Below are 15,452 nucleotides of genomic sequence, written 5' to 3' on the forward strand. Positions count from 1 at the left end.
GCGGCGGTGCGCCGCACGGTGTCGGCTGAGCCGCCGGGCCCCGGGACCCGCTCGGTCCCGGGGTCCGGCGGCGGCGATCAGCTGCGCACGCGGTTGCCGAGGAACTCGTTCAGCAGCTCACGCTTGAACACGAGACCGTCGGTCTCGAGCTCCGGCGTGCCGGCCGTGTCCTGCTGGCGCAGCTCGGCGGTCTCCTCGGTCTCCGGACGCTGGGCGTTGGACTCCATGGTGGTTCCCCTCTCTTCGAGTGGACGGGGGGCCGGAGGCAGGGGTGTTGCCCCGATCCGGCCACCCAGTGGCCGCCGACCCGGTCGGGGAGGTGCCCCGAACGGGCGGTCGGTGGCGACGGTGTCACGCCAATTTCTCTCGCTCAAGACCGCCGTGAGAGATTGATCGGATTCAGGTGTGTCACACCGGCCGGCGAGGGGTGGGAGATCGATGGGGTTTCTGGAGGTTTCCGGTCTTGAATACTGGTTGGCCGATGGTCGGATGCTTTTTCACGATGCGTCCTTCCGGGTCGGGGACGGCGACAAGGTCGCCCTGATCGGCGCCAACGGAATGGGCAAGACGACACTGTTGCGCCTGGTCACAGGCGAGTTGAAGCCGGAATCCGGAACGGTCCGGGTGGTCGGTGGGCTGGGAGTGATGCCCCAGTTCATCGGTTCGGTGCGGGATTCGACCACGGTGCACGAATTCCTGGTCTCCCTCGCCCGCCCTGAATTGCGGCGTGCGTTTTCGGACATGGAAAGAGCAGAACTCGCCATGATGGAATCGGACAGCGAGGCCGTCCAGCTCCGCTATGCCGAGGCCCTTTCCGCATGGGGCGACGCGGGCGGTTACGACGCCGAGGTGGAATGGGATCTCGTCACCGAGGCCGCGCTCCGGCTGCCCTTCGACCGGGCCCGGTTCCGTGAGCTGCGCACCCTGTCCGGCGGCGAGCAGAAGCGGCTCGCCCTGGAGGCCCTGTTCCGGGGCAGCGCACAGGTGCTGCTCCTCGACGAGCCGGACAACTACCTCGACGTGCCGGGCAAGCGGCAGCTGGAGGAGACCATGGCGGCCTCCCCGAAGACCGTGCTCTACGTCAGCCATGACCGCGAGCTGCTCGCCGCGACCGCCACCCGGGTGCTCACCCTGGAGGCCGGTGGCGTATGGGTGCACGGCGGCGGCTTCCGCGACTACCACGAGGCCCGCGAGGCGCGCCTTGAGCGCCTGGACGAGCTGCACCGGCGCTGGTCCGAGGAGCACCAGCGGCTCAAGGACCTGGTCCGCACCCTCCAGCAGCAGGCGAAGGCCTCCGCGTCGATGGCGGGCAAGTACCGGGCGACGCTGACCCGGCTGGCCCGCTTCGAGGAGGCCGGCCCTCCGCCGGAGCGCCCGGTCGAACAGAACGTCCGGATGCGGCTGCGCGGCGACCGCACGGCGGTCCGCGCGGTGCGGTGCGAGGGCCTCGAACTGAAGGGGCTGACCCGGCCGTTCGACCTGGAGGTGTACTTCGGCGAGCGGGTCGCCGTGCTCGGCGCGAACGGCACCGGCAAGTCCCATCTGCTGCGGCTGCTCGCGGCGGGCGGCAGCGACCAGGAGCTCCACGAGCCGGACCGGCACGGCGAGCCGGTCGCCCACGCGGGTGCCGCCCGGCTCGGCGGGCGGGTCAGGCCCGGCTGGTTCGCACAGACCCAGCAGCGACCGGACCTGGTCGGACGCACCCTGGTGGAGATCCTGGGCCGGGGCGACGGTGACCGGGACGGGCGGGAGCGCGGCGCGGCCGTGTCGGCGCTGCGGCGCTACGAGCTCCAGACGCAGGCCGATCAGACCTTCGAGTCGCTGTCCGGCGGCCAGCAGGCCCGCTTCCAGATCCTGCTGCTCGAACTGCAGGGTTCCACGCTGCTGTTGCTGGACGAGCCGACGGACAACCTGGACCTGCACAGCGCCGAGGCGCTCGAAGCCGCGCTCGAACGCTTCGAGGGTACGGTCCTCGCGGTCACCCACGACCGGTGGTTCGCCCGTACCTTCGACCGGTTCGTCGTGCTCGACGACGACGGCGCCGTCCGCGAGCACGACGGCCCGTACTGGGGTCCGGGCGTTCCGGCCTGACCGCGCGGTGGAGGGCGGAGGCGCTCAGCCGCGGGCACTCCTGCTGAACCAGCCGCTGAAGCCCGTCGCCCCGGCCTCGCTTCCGCGCTCGGTTCCGGGGTCCGACCCGGCCCGGGGTCCGGTGGTGGGGGCCGCGCCGCCGTCCGTCCCCGGGTCCTGCCGTACCGCCCTCGCGAGGACGCGCTCCGCCTCGGCCCGCCAACTCGCCGCGTCCGCGCGGGGCGGCGGCAGGAACGGCCCCCGTTCGGCCGCGTCGGCGGCCGCGCCGAAGAAGTCCCCGCCCTTGCGTTTCACGTCGTCGGTCCCCCAGGAGCGGCCCGTGCCGCGCGCGGGGACCCTCTGGAGGTGCGGGACGTGCTTGGCGCAGTGGATGTACGCCTCCTCGACGGTGATCACCACCCAGACGAGGGCGCGCCGGCCGGGCACGGGGTCGACCGGGAGCGCGGGGTGGGAACGGCGCATGACCTCGTCGGCCACGACATCGGCGCGGCCGTTGACGTGGAGACCGATGCGGTCGCGGAGGAAGTCGACCATGAGGACGCCGACGTGCGGGTTCTCCGCGATGTTCCCGAGGCTGGCGTGGACGCCGTTGCCCCGGTACTCGGGATAGGTGAGCGTCGTGTCGTCCAGGACGTGGAGGAAGCCGGGCGGGCCGGCGCGGAAGGTGTTGTCGCACTCGCCCCGCCGGTCGGCGGTGGCGAGGAAGAACATCTCCTGTCGCGTCACGAACTCCCGCATGCGCGGGTTGAGCCGGTCGAGGACCTGCTCGGCGTAGAAGCGGTCGGCGCGCTCGGCGGTGCCCATGCGCTGCTGGACGAGGTGTTCGCCGCCGCTGCCCGGACGGGAGGTGCGCAGGGGCGCCGTCAGGGCGTTGCCCTGCCCGGCCTGTTCGAAAGTGCTCACGTCGTTGCCCCGACCAGTCCTTCGATGGAGTCGTGCCGTATGCGATGGGAGGGGACGCCCATGCCCAGCATGGTGTCGACGCCGCGCCGGATCATTCCGGGCGGGCCGGAGAGGTACACGTCGTGGGTGTGCCACGAGCCGTACTCGCGCACCGCCTCGGGGAGTCCCCCGGACAGCCCCGCGAGGTCGTCGACGACCGGCCGGACCGAGAGCCAGGAGTGCGTCTGCTGCAGCCGCATCATGGTGTCGAAGTCGTACAGGTCGTCGTTGCGGCGGGCGCCGTAGAAGACGTCGACGGAACGCCGTCGGCCGTGCTGCACCACGTCCTCCACCAGGGCCTTGATGGGCGCGATGCCGGTGCCTCCGCCGAGGCAGAGCAGCCCGCTGTCGGTGGTGTGGTCGACCGTCATGGAGCCGGTCGGTGCGCCGAGCCTCAGGACGTCTCCGGGGTGGGCCCGGTGGACGAGCGCGTTGGAGACCCAGCCGGCCGGTACGGCCTTGACGTGGAAGGAGAGCAGTCCGTCGGAGCGGGGCGCCGAGGCGAAGGAGTAGTGCCGCCACACCCGGGGCCACCAGGGCGTCTCCAGGGCGGTGTACTGCCCGGCGAGGAAGGGGTAGGGCTGGTCCGGGCGGACCGTGACGACCGCGATCTCCTTCGTCCGCATCTCATGGGCGACCACTTCCGCCTGCCACCACGCGGGCGCGTGCATCTCGTCGGCCGTCGCCGCGTCGATCATGATCTGGGAGATGGTCGTGTACGCGCTGACCCACGCGGCTTCGGTCCCGGGCCCCCAGGTCGCCGGCGCGTAACGGCTGAGGGCGCCGATCAGGGCCTCGCCGACGGCCGGGTAGTGCTCGGGCCGGGTGCCGTACTTGCGGTGGCCCCGGCCGAGCCCGGTCAGGTACGCGGTCAGGGTGACGGGGTCGTCCGCGTGGGTCGCGGCGGTGAGCAGCGCTTTGAACAGCCGGTCGCGCTGGGTGTCCATCGCCGCGGGGAAGAGCGCCCGCAGGGCGGGGTGCCGCAGGAAGAGCAGGGCGTAGAAGTACGAGGTGACGGTGTCGGCGATCGGTTCGATCTCCGCCATCGTGCGGCGCAGCAGTGCCGTCCCGGAGGTGCCCGCGGCGTCGGCGGGCGGCGCGGGACGCCGCTGCGGGGGTACGGAGCGGGGCGCGGACCCGTGGCCGTCGCGGGGTGCGGTGACCGGGGCGGGCGTGTGGGGACCGCGTCCGAACCAGCCCGCTCCCCCGGCGGTGCGGTCGCCGTCGCCCGAAGCGGTGGCCGGAGTTTCCATCGGTCTGCCTCGCCTCGAACGTGTGCGGTCGGTCTCTCGTCCAGGGCCGGTCGCCGAGCGCGGCCCTCAAGGGCTGAATCGCCCCCTCCACATTCACCCGGTCAGGTGAACGGGGCCGACCATACATCGGTCGATCGAACAGGGCCGGGCCCTGGACGGCGCCCGTCGGATCGACATTTCCGCAGCTCAGGGCATTGTTACCGATGAGTCGGGCCGAGACGTCGACCCCTTCGCCCTGGATCCGCACACGATTCGCGGACGGAAGACTCACGTTCTTCACCGACTTCCTCCACATGCGCGGGAGGTTCTTCACCTGAGAGGTATCGGGGTCCGACCCCACCACCATTCAGGGCTTTCCCGGAGGCCGGGGCGGAGTCCGGCGCCCTAGCGTGCGGGTATGTCAACTTCCCTGCGCGTCAAGGCCTTCGTCATGTCCGCGGCGCTGCTCGCCGTCACCTCCACGGCCTCCGCCACCGCCACCGCCGTCGCCTCGCCCACCGACCCGCTGGCCCGGTTCCACGCCCAACGCGCCGACTGGCACGCCTGCGCCCTCGGCGCCGACGACGAGCTGGGCCGATCGCTCGACGCCGCCGGCGTCGACTGCGCCGACATCACCGTGCCCCTCGACTACGCCGATCCCGCCGGCCGCACCCTCACCGTGGCCGTGTCCCGGCTGAAGGCCACCGACACCTCCCACCGCATCGGCGCGCTCCTGCTCAACGACGGCGGACCCGCGGGTCCCAGCCTCCACATGCCGCTGACCAAGAAGCGGGTGCTGGGCGAGGTCGCCGCCCGCTACGACCTGATCGGCATGGACCCGCGCTTCGTCGGCCGGAGCACACCGCTGGACTGCGGCTGGGACCTCGGCTCCGCGCTCGTGCGCTCCGCGGGCGGGGACCGGGCGGCGTACCGCGGAGAGGTCGCCCTGGCGCGCGACCTGGCCGAGCGCTGCAAACGCACGAACGGTGACGTGCTGCCCTACGTCACCACCCGCAACACCGCCCGCGACATGGACGTCCTCCGCACCGTCCTCGGCGAGAGCACGCTCTCGTATCTCGGGTACTCCTACGGCAGCTATCTCGGCGAGACCTACACGCAGCTCTTCCCCGGCCGCACCGACCGCATGGTGCTCGACGGCGTCAACTCCCCCGCGCACTACACCCAGACGCTGCTGCGCGGTGCCGAGGCGGCCAACGAGGCCGCCCTGCGCGCGTGGGCGTCGTGGGCGGCCGCGCGGAACGGCGCCTACGGGCTCGGCGCCACGCGCGCCGAGGTCCTGGCGACGGTGCGGCACGTCCTGCGCGCCGCCCGGGAAGCGCCGCTGCGGATCGGGACGACGTACGAGCTGGACGAGCACGTCCTGCCGTCCCTGTTCATCGGCGGACTCGGCAGCGACCTCGACGAGCGGCGCGCCGGCCTCGCCGAAACCGTACGGCTCCTCGCCCGATCGGCGGACCGGAAGCCGGTCGAGCCGTCCGAAGCGCTGGCCGGGCAGCTGGAGTTCCTCCTGACCGGAGCGGGCTCGGCGCCCTCCAGCCAGATGACCGCGATCATCTGCGGCGACGTGGCCGTGCGGCGCGGCGTCGGCAGCTACTGGCGCGCGGTCGAGGAGTCCCGCGAGCGGTTCCCCCTCGCCGGCCCGCTGGCCAACGACATCACGCCCTGCGAGTTCTGGGACCGGCCCGTCGAGGCGCCGACCGTGCTCGACAACGACGTCCCGGCCCTGCTCGTGAACGCCACGGACGATCCCCGCACCCTGTACGCCGGCGCCGAGGACCTGCGCGAGCAGTGGCCGAGCTCCCGGCTGCTCACCGTGAAGGGCGCGCGCCAGCACGGCCTGTACGGCGAGTACGGCAACGCCTGCGTGGACGCTCGCGTCACGTCCTACCTGAGCACGGGCCGCCTCCCCGCCCACGACCCGACCTGCGCGGCCTGACGCCGTGCGACCCGTGACGAGGGCCGGTGCGGCGCACCGGCCCTCGTCAGGACCGAAGCCTTTCCCTCGCGGACATCCGCGCGGTCTATACGCGTAGACGCGTCGTACCCCATCATGGTCGCGCCCCGTCCCAGCACCACCGCGCCGACCGCACACCCGTGGTCGGCGTCTGCGGCATGTCCCGGCACACCGGGGTCTGCCGTCCGACTCTCGCTGGAGGATGTCTTGTCCGTCAGAAAGCAGTTCCGCACGGCCCTGTGCGGCCTCGTGCTCGCCGGTTTCGTGGTGACGACCACCCAGGGCCCCGCCGCGGCCTCGCCCGTGGCGGACCGTGCGGCGAAGGTGCCCGCGGTGACCCGCGCCGAGGACGCGGTCGCCCGTTCGCTGGCCCGTTCGCTCGCCGACTCCGCCTGGCGCGCCGAGACCGACCGGGCGGTCGCGGGCGGGCGGGAGGTCGGTCTGAGCGCCCTGGCCGGCACGTCCCGTACCAGGGCCGCGGCTTCACTCGCCGCCGAGGTCGCCGCCGCCGACCGTTCCGTGCTCGCGGCCAAGGGACTGAGCGCCCGCACGGGCGGACTGCTCACCGTGAGCCTGACCGGTGCCGCGGACTCCGGCCGCGCCCCGCTGGTCGCCGTCGCCCCGTCCGACGACGAGGCCGCCCCCGTCACCGCGTACGACACGAACGGCCGTGCCCACACCCTGGACCCGTCCAGGACCCCCGACGTGCCGGTGTACGTGGTCGGCATCGACGGGGCGAAGGCGGTCGAGGCCGGTGTGCGCGTCCTGGAGCGCGAACTCGCCGCCGCCGGGGTCTCCACCACCGCCGCGCCCGCCGCGGCCCCGGCCGCGACGGCGGACACCGGGTTCTGGACCTCGCGCATCACCTCGGTACGCCTCGACGACGACAAGGAGACCTGGATCAAGGGCGACGCCGAGATCTTCAGCATCGTCAGCGGCTTCGGACTCGACGGCAAGGTCCGCGTCGACACCGTGACCCACCCGTACCTCGACGACGCGGAGACCACGTACTACCCGAACCAGATCCTCGTGAACTGGTCGCAGTACAAGTACAACCTGGCCGACGTCGTGATGATGGAGGACGACGGCGACACCAACTACTCGGCCCTGGCCAAGGCCATCGCGGCGGCCCTGCTGACCATCGCCGACCTCGGCGCGTACGTCCCGCTGGTCGACCCGGTCGTCGACGCGATCCCGTCCTCCTTCTGGACCGACGACGCCGACTTCGTCGACGCCTGGTACACCCTGGCCCGCGAGACCACCGGCGTCCGCGACGGCGCCGGCGGCAACGGCCGGTTCACCTTCGACCGCTACTGGGTCTCCGCCCTCTGACGCGCACCCCGCTCGGCGCGCGGAACGCCGGCCAGCGGCCGGCCCCGCGGCACAGGGCTCGCGGTGCCGGACACCGCGAGCCCTGTGCCGATCGGCACGACACCCCTCAGGAGCGGTCGAGCGCCCGGGCGAGGAAGCGCCGCGTCGCCTGTTCCCGCGGCGCCGTCAGCACCTGCTCCGCGGTGCCCTGCTCCACGATGACCCCGTCCTCCAGGAAGCAGACCCGGTCCGCGACGTGCCGGGCGAAGTCCATCTCGTGCGTCGCCATGAGGATGGTGAGGCCGCGCTGCTTGAGGTCCGCGACGACGTCCAGCACCTCGCCCACGAGTTCGGGGTCGAGGGCCGAGGTGATCTCGTCGAAGAGCAGCAGCTCCGGCTCGGTGGCCAGGGCGCGGGCGATCGCCGCGCGCTGCTGCTGTCCGCCGGACAGCCGGTCGGGGTGTTCCCGCGCCTTGTCCGCGAGGCCCAGCCGGGCCAGCAGCTCGTGGGCGTGCGCCTCGGCCTGCTTGCGGGGGACGCCGTGGACCTGGCGGGGCGCGAGCGTGATGTTGTCCAGCACGCTCAGGTGCGGGAACAGGTTGTACGCCTGGAAGACGATGCCGATCCGCCTGCGGGCGACGTCGGGGTCGAGGCGCGGGTCCGTCAGTTCGCTCGCGCCGAGGTGGACGGTGCCGTCGTCGACGACCTCCAGCAGGTCCACGCACCGCAGCAGCGTCGACTTGCCCGAGCCCGAGCCGCCGATGAGGCAGACGACCTGGTGCTCGGCGACGTCCAGATCGATGGAGCGCAGGACGAGACGGGATCCGTACTGCTTGCGAAGGCCGCGGATGCGCAGCAGCGGCCCGCTCATCGGCCCGTCTCCGCCCAGGTGCGCCGTGCCGCTCGCCGCTGGAGCCGGTCGGCGAAGCGGGTCAGCGGAATGGTCACCGCGATGAACAAGAGGGCCGCTCCCAGGTAGGGGGTGTAGTTGAAGTCGTAGTCCGCCTTGATCTGTGCCGCTCGCAGCACCTCCAGCGGTCCGAGCACGGCGACCAGCGCGGTGTCCTTCTGCAGGGCGATGAAGTCGTTCAGCAGGGGCGGGAGCACATTGCGCACGGCCTGGGGCAGGACGACGTGCCGCAGGGTCTGCCGCTCGTTGAGTCCGAGGGCCCTGGCCGCGTTCCGCTGCGCGGGGTGCACGGAGTTCAGCCCCGCCCGGAGGACCTCCCCGACGTAGGCGGCGTAGGAGAGGACCAGGGCGATCACACCGAGCACCCACGGCTCGGAGGGGGTGCCCTGGAGTTGCAGGGCCGGCAGCCCGAATCCGACGAGGAAGACGAGCAGCAGGGTCGGTACGCCGCGGAAGACGTCCACGTACACGGTCGCCGCGAGCCGCAGGGGCTGGAGGCCCGGTGCCTTGGTGACGCGTACGAGGGCGATCAGCAGCCCCAGGACGAGGATCAGCACCTCGGCGATGAGGAACATCTGGATGTTGAGCCAGAAGCCGCGCAGGAGTTCGGGGAACGCGGCCCGGAACTCGGCGCCGTCGAGGAACAGGCTGTCGACGCGCTCCCATCCCGGCGAGGCGACCGCTGCCACGCCCAGGACCACCAGGCCGAGGACGGTGCAGAGGGTGGAGATCCAGGTGTGGCGGCGCTTGCGGGAGCGGCGGAACCGCTGCCGCTCCAGCTCGTGCTCGCTGGGCCGGTAGGTGTCGTCCGCCGGCGGGGACACGGCGGTCTTCGTGAGGTCCACGGTCGGCTCGCTACGGCTTCAGCTCGGGGACGCTCGCCGAGGCGGACAGCCACTTGCGGGTGAGTTCGGCAAGGGTGCCGTCGGCCTTGAGGGAGTCCAGGGCCTGGTTCACGCAGGGGGTGAAGCCGCTGTTCTTCGGCAGGAGCAGGCCGAACTCCTCCGGGTCTCCGCCCGCGTAGCCGAACTGGCCGACGATCTTGCCGTGGTCCAGCTCCGCCCCGGCCAGGTAGAAGACGGTGGGCAGGTCGGTGACGATGGCGTCGATCTGGCCGTTCGTCAGGGCGGTGACCTCGTCCTTGGTGGTGTTGAAGACGCTCGGCTTGCGCGAGGGCTTGAGCTGGTCGAGCACGGCCTGGTAGCTGGTCGTGGCCACCTGCACGCCGATCTTGGCGTCCTTGAGCGCGCTCAGGGAGTCGGCCTTGGCGAACGCGGAGCCGTCCAGCGTCAGGACGGCCTGGTTGGCCGTGTAGTAACTGGTGGAGAAGTCGACGGCCTTCGCCCGCTGCGGGGTGATCGAGATCTGGTTGATGTCGAAGTCGTAGGACTTCGCCCCGGGGGCGTACGCGTGGGCGAAGGGTTCGACCACCCACGTCACCTGGTCCTTCCCGAAGCCGAGCTTGTCGGCCACCGCGTAGGCCACCGCGCTCTCGAAGCCCTTGCCGTTGGACGGGGTGTTGCTGTCGAACCACGGCTCGTACGCCGGGGAGTCGGTCGCGATGGTCAGCCGGCCGCTCTGGTGGAGGCTCTTGCTGCCGGTGGTGCAGTCGGGGGCGCCGGAGCCGGCCGCCCCGGGGGTCGTGGTCTGCGGCTGGGGTGCGCAGGCCGCTGCCGCGAGGACGACGACGGCGGCGGCGGAAGCCGCGAGGGTTATGCGCGTACGGGACATCAGGGGGTCCTTCTGAAGAGGGCCGAGAAAGGAAGCGGGAGGAGGAGATCGCCGACCGGGCAGCGCCTTCGCGCGAGGTCAGCTGGTCAGGCGGAACACCTGGTCGCCCTGGTTCAGGCCGAACACCTCGGCCGCGGAACCGCCGCGGACGACCAGTTCGGCGAAGCCGACGCCGGAGCTTCCGACGGTGATCCCGGGCTCGCCGAGAGGAACGTCGGGAAGGCGGTCGTAACAGCGCACCTGGACGTCGCGGCCCTCCTGCCGGTTGTGGACGAGCAGGGCCTTGGTCGTGTCGTAGCCGGGCAGTTCGGTGGCCGGACGGTCCAGTTTGCAGTTGCCGAAGTTGTCCACGACGGCGACCCGCACGTCGTCGGCGGGGTTCTCCGACACCGCGGCCGGCTGCGCGGGGACCGCGCGGCCGTCCGCCAGCCAGCGGGCGAGCAGCGGCACGTACCACAGGCTGCGGAACTGGGTGCGGGCCATCTCCTCGATCTCGGCGGGCGTGAGCTCGGCCCAGCCGTCGGCGGCGGCCTCCAGCACCTCGCGGACGTCGGTGACCTGGACCTCCGTCAGGCCCAGGTAGGTGGCCAGCGGGGCGAGGACCCGGTGGTTCAGGGTGCTGATGACCAGGTGGTCCCCGTGCCGGAAGTAGCAGAACGGCACGCCGTTGGGCCAGTGCCCGTCACGCGGAGCGATGTTGACGAGGACGACCACCGGCTGCGTCGGCCCGCCGATCAGGTCCGTGGAGCGCAGCAGGTCGAGCAGCGTGAGGGCGGCGGCACCCTCGGGGTCCGGTCCGCCGAGGGGCAGGACGGTCGGCGTGGCGCCGAAGAGGGTGGCGATCCGGGTGGACTGCCGGGCGAGGGCGTTGGGGTCGGCACAGTCGGTGAGGGAGACGACCGGTCGGAGGGTCATGGCGGGCACTTCGCCTTCTGTCGAGTGGGGGTGGGGTCTTGGCGTGTGGGGGGACTTGTCGGCGCGGCCGGGCGGAGGCAACAAAAAACGGACCCTCCGTGTCCGGAGGGTCCGTCGCATCCTGTGCGCGCACGGCTTCGCTAGCGAAGCGCCTCCGAAGGTCGGGGCATCATTCGCATCATGGCGAGGGTGGTGGTGCGCTGCATGGACGGCAGGCTAGCACCACACGGGAACCGTCTCACCGACCTGTCCACGGAGTGGACAGCGGGTGGACGGCGCCCCTGTCAGGCGGGGGACTTCCCACCGGGCAGGGCGTGTGCGAGAAGGAACTCCGTCGCCCCCGCGATGGCCTCGGCGTAGCCGCCGTGCACGGGCTCGGACTCCGTCTCCTGCCGGTCCGCCGCGGTGGCGGTGTACCACCAGGCGTCCGCGTCGGCGTCGTGGTGCACGACGGCGCTGCCACCGGCGTACTGGAGCGGGATGGACTCCTTGGCGGACGTCCTGACCACGGCGTGCGGCCACTTGAGACGGGCGGACTGGCGCTTGATGCCGCCCCAGGCGGCACCGAGCTGCGCGTAGTTCGCTCCACCGCGCCCGGCGACGGTGGCGGCGCTCTCGGCCAGCCGGTCGACGGCGAGCTTGGCCTCGTACAGCGCGCGCAGGAGTGCCAGCTGCGCGTCGGGCGCGGCCATGAGCGCGGGGTCGAAGGGCTTGCCGGCGGCACCGTAGGCCACCGCGCGGGTCGAGATCCGCTCGGCCAGGGCGCGGACGGCGTCGAGGACCCGCTCGTCCATCGTGCACGCGTCGTCGGGGGTGGGCTCGCTCCAGGGGGGCTCCACCAGGTGGGAGACGGAGCTCCAGAAGTTCTCGTCGGCCTTGTCGGGGGTGGGGATCACGGGCGTCTCACTCATGCGACAACCATAACTGTCACCCGCTCGATGCGACAGTTAAAACTGTCGCAAGGCGCGACCCGGCCGTGACCGGACCGCGCCCCGGGCCTCAGGGCCCTACGGCGAGGGCCTCGACCTCGAACAGCACGTCGGGAGCCGCCAGGCTCGCGACACCGATCAGTGGGAACGGCGCCGGCCGTGCTCTCCGGGCGCGACCGAGCCGCCGCGATCGTGGCGCGCTACGGCACCCCGCCCTGACGGCCGTCGCCCTCCGGGAGACGTCGCCGACCCGGTCCGGATCCGCTCGGGCGCCGTTCCGCGTCGGTGGCGACGGTCACCGGGAGTGGACCCGCAGCAGGGTGTGCCCGGCCACCTCCTCGGTCACGCCCCAGAGCGTGGGGTGGGTCGTCAGGTGCGCGGCGAGGGAGTCGCGCAGGGAGTCCGCCGAGCCCCAGGTCCCGTACAGCTTGCTCTCGGTGAGCACCACGGGCTTGAGGCCCGTGGTGAGGACCGCCTCCCAGGTGGCCGCCGCGACCCCGGGGGTGTGGGGGCTGCGGAAGTCGTCGAGGGAGACGACGCCGTCCTCGGTCAGCAGCTCGCGGGCGGCGGCGATGTCGGCGCGCACGTGGTGGTAGAGGTGCGAGGCGTCGATGTGGACGAAGCGGCAGCTGCGGGCGGGCACATGCCCGGTGATCTCGGAGGAGGACCCCTGGACGACGTTGGGCAGCCGCCGGTGGAAGCGCAGGTAGTTGGCCTCGAACACCTGGCGGGTGAGGGTCGGGTAGTAGACCCGCATCTCGGTGGCCGTGGAGGCGTCCGGGGCCCCGTCGGCGTCGAACAGGTCGCAGACGGTGAACCGCTCGCCCTCGGCGACGTGGTGGCCGAGGACGATGGCGCTCTTGCCCTTGTACACACCGAGTTCCAGCAGGTCGCCGCGGGGGCCGTGGTCGCGCTGGTGGCTGAGGAGCCACTCGAAGAGGTACCGGTCGGCGGCGAAGAACCACCCCTCGACCTCGTCGAGCCGGTCGAGCGTGAGGAGGGGCGGAGCGGTGTCCTGTGCGGTCATGTCGGGTCCTCGTGTCTGCGTGCGGCGGGCCGTCCTGGTGTGGGGGCGCCCCTGGGACGTGGCGGGCGGGAAGCGGTGAGCGGGTGGGGCCGGGGGCCCGACGCTACGGCGCGGGCCTGCCCCTCCCCCGTACCGCTCCCCCGCCGCGCGGAGCGTCCACACGGCAGGCGTAATCGCGACCGGCCTGCGCCCCGGTCAGTAGCCACTGCCGGGAGCCGGGGGTGAGGTGGGTGTGCCCGGGGTCGTGTTGACGGGAGCGCCCGCCACCGTGATCTCCGTCTTCATTCCCAGGTCCTTGTGCCCGTCGACCGGGCAGGTGATCTCGTACGTCCCGTCCTTCAGGGTCACCGTGAGGGTGGTCGACTCGCCCGGGGCGACGATGCCGGAGCGGTTGTCCCCGCCCGGGCCCTCGATCTCCAGGGCGTGCTCGTGATGCCCGGTGTTCGTCGCGACGAAGGCGTACGTACCCGGTGTGAAGCCGTGCCGGGACAGCGTGATCCTGAAGTCGGAGAGGTCCGCGGTCACCCGGGTCGCGTTCGCGGGTGCCGTGCTGCTCCCGGCCGGGGGCGGTGTCGTCGTGCCGCTGCTCGAACCGCCGCCTCCACCGCCGCAGGCGGCCAGCAGACCGGCCAGCGCCGCGGCCGACAGGGCGAGCAGCGCGCGGGTGTGTGGTTCCCTCATCGTTCGGTCCTCCCGATCGTCCCCCACAGGGGGTACGGGACCGGGCCGCGCGGGGATTGCGGGCGGCCCGGGGCGGACAATGGGCTCGGACCATCCCTTCGGGGACGTCGTACGTATCCACGGGTGTGGGACGGATGGGACTTCCGCTGGAACGGGTACCCGACGAGGCGCTGCTCTCCGGGCTCGCCACGGGCGATCCGGAGATCGCGGTCGCGTTCGTGCGCCGTTTCCAGCGCGCGGTGTACGGCGTCGCCGTCGCCGTGGTCGGCGATCCCCGGCTCGCGGAGGACGTGGCCCAGCAGACCTTCGAGCGGGCGTGGCGGCACGCCCAGGTGTACGACGGCCGGCGCGGCTCCGTACGGACGTGGCTGACCGCGATCGCCCACAACCTGGCGATCGACGCGGTCCGGGCGCGGCGCGCGACCCCCGTCGCGCCGGAGGACCTGGAGACGCTCGTGGGGCTCGTGTCGGAGACACCGGAGCGGCGCGCGCTCGCCGACGACGCGGCAGAACGGGTCCGCCGTGCGGTGGCGGCGCTGCCCCGGGAGCAGGCACGGGCGCTGGTGATGGCCGGGATCTACGGGATGACGGCCCGGGAGGTCGCGGCGAGCGAGGGCGTGCCGCTGGGCACCGCGAAGACCCGGATCCGTGCGGGGACGATCAAGGTGCGGGCGCTCCTGGAGAGCGAGGAGACACGGTGAGCGGCATGGACTGCGAGCGGTTGCGCGACGCGGGTGCCGAACTGGCGCTCGGGGTCCTTCCCGCGCGCGAGCGGGCCGAGGCGGTGGCCCATCTGGACCGCTGCCCGGAGTGCCGCGCGTACGTGGAGCGGCTGACGGCGGTCGGGGACGCGCTGCTCGGGCTGCTGCCGGGTGCCGAGCCGCCGGTCGGCTTCGAGAGCCGGGCGGTACGGGCGATGGGCCCGGCCGGTGCCGGACGGGCGCGTGCGGCCGGTGCCGGACGGGCGGGTGCGGCCGGTGCGGCGCCGGTGGCTCCGGACGCCACGCCTGATGCCGTGCCTGATGCCGTGCCTGATGCCGTGCCGCCGGTGGCTCCGGCTGCGGTCCCGCCCCGTGCGGCGCCGGTGGCGGCCCGGCGTCGGATCCGGGCGCGTCGCTTCCGGTTCGCGGTGGCGGGCGCGGCGGCCGCCCTGGCCTTCGGGTTCGGCGGCTGGGCGGTGGGCACGGTGGTGGAGGGCTCCCCCGCCGTGGTGGCGCCGGCGCCGGGCGTGCGGGAAGCGGCGCTGGTCGCCGCGGGCCCGGCCGGAGGTGGCCGTGAGGTGGGCCGGATCTACGCGCACCCGGCGGACGCGACGGGCGGGAACGGCTGGGTGTACATGTCCGTGGACCTCGGTGACGGGCCGTCGGCCGAGGGCCCGGTCCGGTGCCTGCTCGTACGCGCCGACGGCTCCGTCGTACCGCTCGGCTCGTTCCCCGTCACCTCCGGCTACGGCTACTGGGGCGCCCCGGCCCCCGTGGACCCCGGCACAGTGACGGGCGCGCGCCTGCTGGCGGCGGACGGCACGCTCCTTGCCACGGCACATTTCACCGGCGCCGACGGGGCCGCGTCGGGGGCGGCCACCGCCGGGTGAGCGCTTGGCCCTACCTCCGTCGTTCGAGGAGGCGGCCGGTGGGTTCGGCGAGGGTGCCGCGGTCGGCGATCTTCTCGCCGCGCAGCCAGGTGGAGGTGACGACGCCGTCGAGGGTCT

Annotated in this window: 15 protein-coding genes; 5 read left to right on the forward strand and 10 right to left on the reverse strand. The window is 72.8% G+C overall.

Annotated features, from left to right (window positions below):
• Positions 1-77 precede the first annotated feature (77 nt).
• Positions 78-227 (reverse strand): hypothetical protein, encoded by a 150-nt coding sequence (locus ABTY59_RS34380; RefSeq protein WP_352023053.1) that lies wholly within the window; start codon positions 225-227, stop codon positions 78-80.
• Between the two features lie 211 nt (positions 228-438).
• On the opposite strand from ABTY59_RS34380, the gene ABTY59_RS34385 reads away from it, so the two are divergent.
• A complete protein-coding gene (locus tag ABTY59_RS34385; protein ID WP_352023054.1) occupies positions 439-2,091 on the forward strand; it encodes an ABC-F family ATP-binding cassette domain-containing protein in 1,653 nt (550 codons plus the stop codon).
• A 24-nt stretch (positions 2,092-2,115) separates the two neighbouring features.
• Here the strand turns inward: ABTY59_RS34385 and ABTY59_RS34390 are convergent, their stop codons facing one another.
• Both ABTY59_RS34390 and ABTY59_RS34395 read right to left on the reverse strand, forming a co-directional pair.
• Complete coding sequence (locus ABTY59_RS34390) at positions 2,116-2,994, reverse strand: pyridoxamine 5'-phosphate oxidase family protein (RefSeq protein ID WP_502995465.1); 879 nt, start codon at positions 2,992-2,994, stop codon at positions 2,116-2,118.
• Positions 2,991-4,286 carry a globin domain-containing protein gene (locus ABTY59_RS34395; protein ID WP_352023055.1) on the reverse strand — a complete coding sequence of 432 codons (1,296 nt, stop codon included), beginning with the start codon at positions 4,284-4,286 and terminating at the stop codon, positions 2,991-2,993. The genes ABTY59_RS34390 and ABTY59_RS34395 overlap by 4 nt, the downstream gene beginning before the upstream one ends.
• A 397-nt stretch (positions 4,287-4,683) precedes the next feature.
• Here ABTY59_RS34395 and ABTY59_RS34400 point away from each other — a divergent pair, with 397 nt between their 5' ends.
• Together ABTY59_RS34400 and ABTY59_RS34405 are read left to right on the forward strand one after the other, a co-directional pair.
• Complete coding sequence (locus tag ABTY59_RS34400) at positions 4,684-6,222, forward strand: alpha/beta hydrolase (RefSeq protein ID WP_352023056.1); 1,539 nt, start codon at positions 4,684-4,686, stop codon at positions 6,220-6,222.
• 225 nt (positions 6,223-6,447) lie between these two features.
• Entirely contained in the window at positions 6,448-7,572 is a 1,125-nt protein-coding gene (locus tag ABTY59_RS34405) for a DUF3103 family protein (protein WP_352023057.1), read from the forward strand.
• A 106-nt stretch (positions 7,573-7,678) separates the two neighbouring features.
• Here ABTY59_RS34405 and ABTY59_RS34410 read toward each other — a convergent pair whose 3' ends face one another.
• The 7 genes from ABTY59_RS34410 to ABTY59_RS34440 all read right to left on the reverse strand — a co-directional run bounded on the left by ABTY59_RS34410 (position 7,679) and on the right by ABTY59_RS34440 (position 13,744).
• On the reverse strand, positions 7,679-8,422 hold the full coding sequence (locus ABTY59_RS34410) for an amino acid ABC transporter ATP-binding protein (protein WP_352023058.1): 744 nt from the start codon (positions 8,420-8,422) through the stop codon (positions 7,679-7,681).
• Positions 8,419-9,306, reverse strand: coding sequence for an amino acid ABC transporter permease (locus tag ABTY59_RS34415; RefSeq protein ID WP_352023059.1), 888 nt, complete (start codon positions 9,304-9,306; stop codon positions 8,419-8,421). The genes ABTY59_RS34410 and ABTY59_RS34415 overlap by 4 nt, the downstream gene beginning before the upstream one ends.
• Before the next feature lie 10 nt (positions 9,307-9,316).
• On the reverse strand, positions 9,317-10,192 hold the full coding sequence (locus tag ABTY59_RS34420) for an ABC transporter substrate-binding protein (RefSeq protein WP_352023060.1): 876 nt from the start codon (positions 10,190-10,192) through the stop codon (positions 9,317-9,319).
• A 78-nt stretch (positions 10,193-10,270) separates the two neighbouring features.
• Entirely contained in the window at positions 10,271-11,107 is an 837-nt protein-coding gene (locus tag ABTY59_RS34425) for an SAM hydroxide adenosyltransferase (RefSeq protein WP_352023061.1), read from the reverse strand.
• A gap of 284 nt (positions 11,108-11,391) precedes the next feature.
• Entirely contained in the window at positions 11,392-12,018 is a 627-nt protein-coding gene (locus tag ABTY59_RS34430; protein ID WP_352023062.1) for a hypothetical protein, read from the reverse strand.
• A gap of 313 nt (positions 12,019-12,331) precedes the next feature.
• Entirely contained in the window at positions 12,332-13,063 is a 732-nt protein-coding gene (locus ABTY59_RS34435) for a class I SAM-dependent methyltransferase (protein ID WP_352023063.1), read from the reverse strand.
• A gap of 195 nt (positions 13,064-13,258) precedes the next feature.
• On the reverse strand, positions 13,259-13,744 hold the full coding sequence (locus ABTY59_RS34440; RefSeq protein ID WP_352023064.1) for a copper-binding protein: 486 nt from the start codon (positions 13,742-13,744) through the stop codon (positions 13,259-13,261).
• A gap of 134 nt (positions 13,745-13,878) precedes the next feature.
• Here ABTY59_RS34440 and ABTY59_RS34445 point away from each other — a divergent pair, with 134 nt between their 5' ends.
• Positions 13,879-14,445: an RNA polymerase sigma factor gene (locus tag ABTY59_RS34445; RefSeq protein ID WP_352023065.1), complete on the forward strand. Its 567-nt coding sequence runs from the start codon at positions 13,879-13,881 to the stop codon at positions 14,443-14,445.
• 5 nt (positions 14,446-14,450) lie between these two features.
• Positions 14,451-15,335 carry an anti-sigma factor family protein gene (locus ABTY59_RS34450; protein ID WP_352023068.1) on the forward strand — a complete coding sequence of 295 codons (885 nt, stop codon included), beginning with the start codon at positions 14,451-14,453 and terminating at the stop codon, positions 15,333-15,335.
• Positions 15,336-15,452 lie beyond the last annotated feature (117 nt).

The organism is Streptomyces sp. NPDC096079 (assembly GCF_040303145.1).
Taxonomy (GTDB): domain Bacteria; phylum Actinomycetota; class Actinomycetes; order Streptomycetales; family Streptomycetaceae; genus Streptomyces.

Excerpts from the sequence above, each read along its gene's own strand:
- ABTY59_RS34380 (WP_352023053.1), bottom strand. The coding sequence starts at position 227 with ATGGAGTCCAACGCCCAGCGTCCGGAGACCGAGGAGACCGCCGAGCTG.
- ABTY59_RS34385 (WP_352023054.1), top strand. The coding sequence starts at position 439 with ATGGGGTTTCTGGAGGTTTCCGGTCTTGAATACTGGTTGGCCGATGGT.
- ABTY59_RS34395 (WP_352023055.1), bottom strand. The coding sequence starts at position 4,286 with ATGGAAACTCCGGCCACCGCTTCGGGCGACGGCGACCGCACCGCCGGG.
- ABTY59_RS34400 (WP_352023056.1), top strand. The coding sequence starts at position 4,684 with ATGTCAACTTCCCTGCGCGTCAAGGCCTTCGTCATGTCCGCGGCGCTG.
- ABTY59_RS34410 (WP_352023058.1), bottom strand. The coding sequence starts at position 8,422 with ATGAGCGGGCCGCTGCTGCGCATCCGCGGCCTTCGCAAGCAGTACGGA.
- ABTY59_RS34420 (WP_352023060.1), bottom strand. The coding sequence starts at position 10,192 with ATGTCCCGTACGCGCATAACCCTCGCGGCTTCCGCCGCCGCCGTCGTC.
- ABTY59_RS34425 (WP_352023061.1), bottom strand. The coding sequence starts at position 11,107 with ATGACCCTCCGACCGGTCGTCTCCCTCACCGACTGTGCCGACCCCAAC.
- ABTY59_RS34430 (WP_352023062.1), bottom strand. The coding sequence starts at position 12,018 with ATGAGTGAGACGCCCGTGATCCCCACCCCCGACAAGGCCGACGAGAAC.
- ABTY59_RS34435 (WP_352023063.1), bottom strand. The coding sequence starts at position 13,063 with ATGACCGCACAGGACACCGCTCCGCCCCTCCTCACGCTCGACCGGCTC.
- ABTY59_RS34440 (WP_352023064.1), bottom strand. The coding sequence starts at position 13,744 with ATGAGGGAACCACACACCCGCGCGCTGCTCGCCCTGTCGGCCGCGGCG.
- ABTY59_RS34445 (WP_352023065.1), top strand. The coding sequence starts at position 13,879 with ATGGGACTTCCGCTGGAACGGGTACCCGACGAGGCGCTGCTCTCCGGG.
- ABTY59_RS34450 (WP_352023068.1), top strand. The coding sequence starts at position 14,451 with ATGGACTGCGAGCGGTTGCGCGACGCGGGTGCCGAACTGGCGCTCGGG.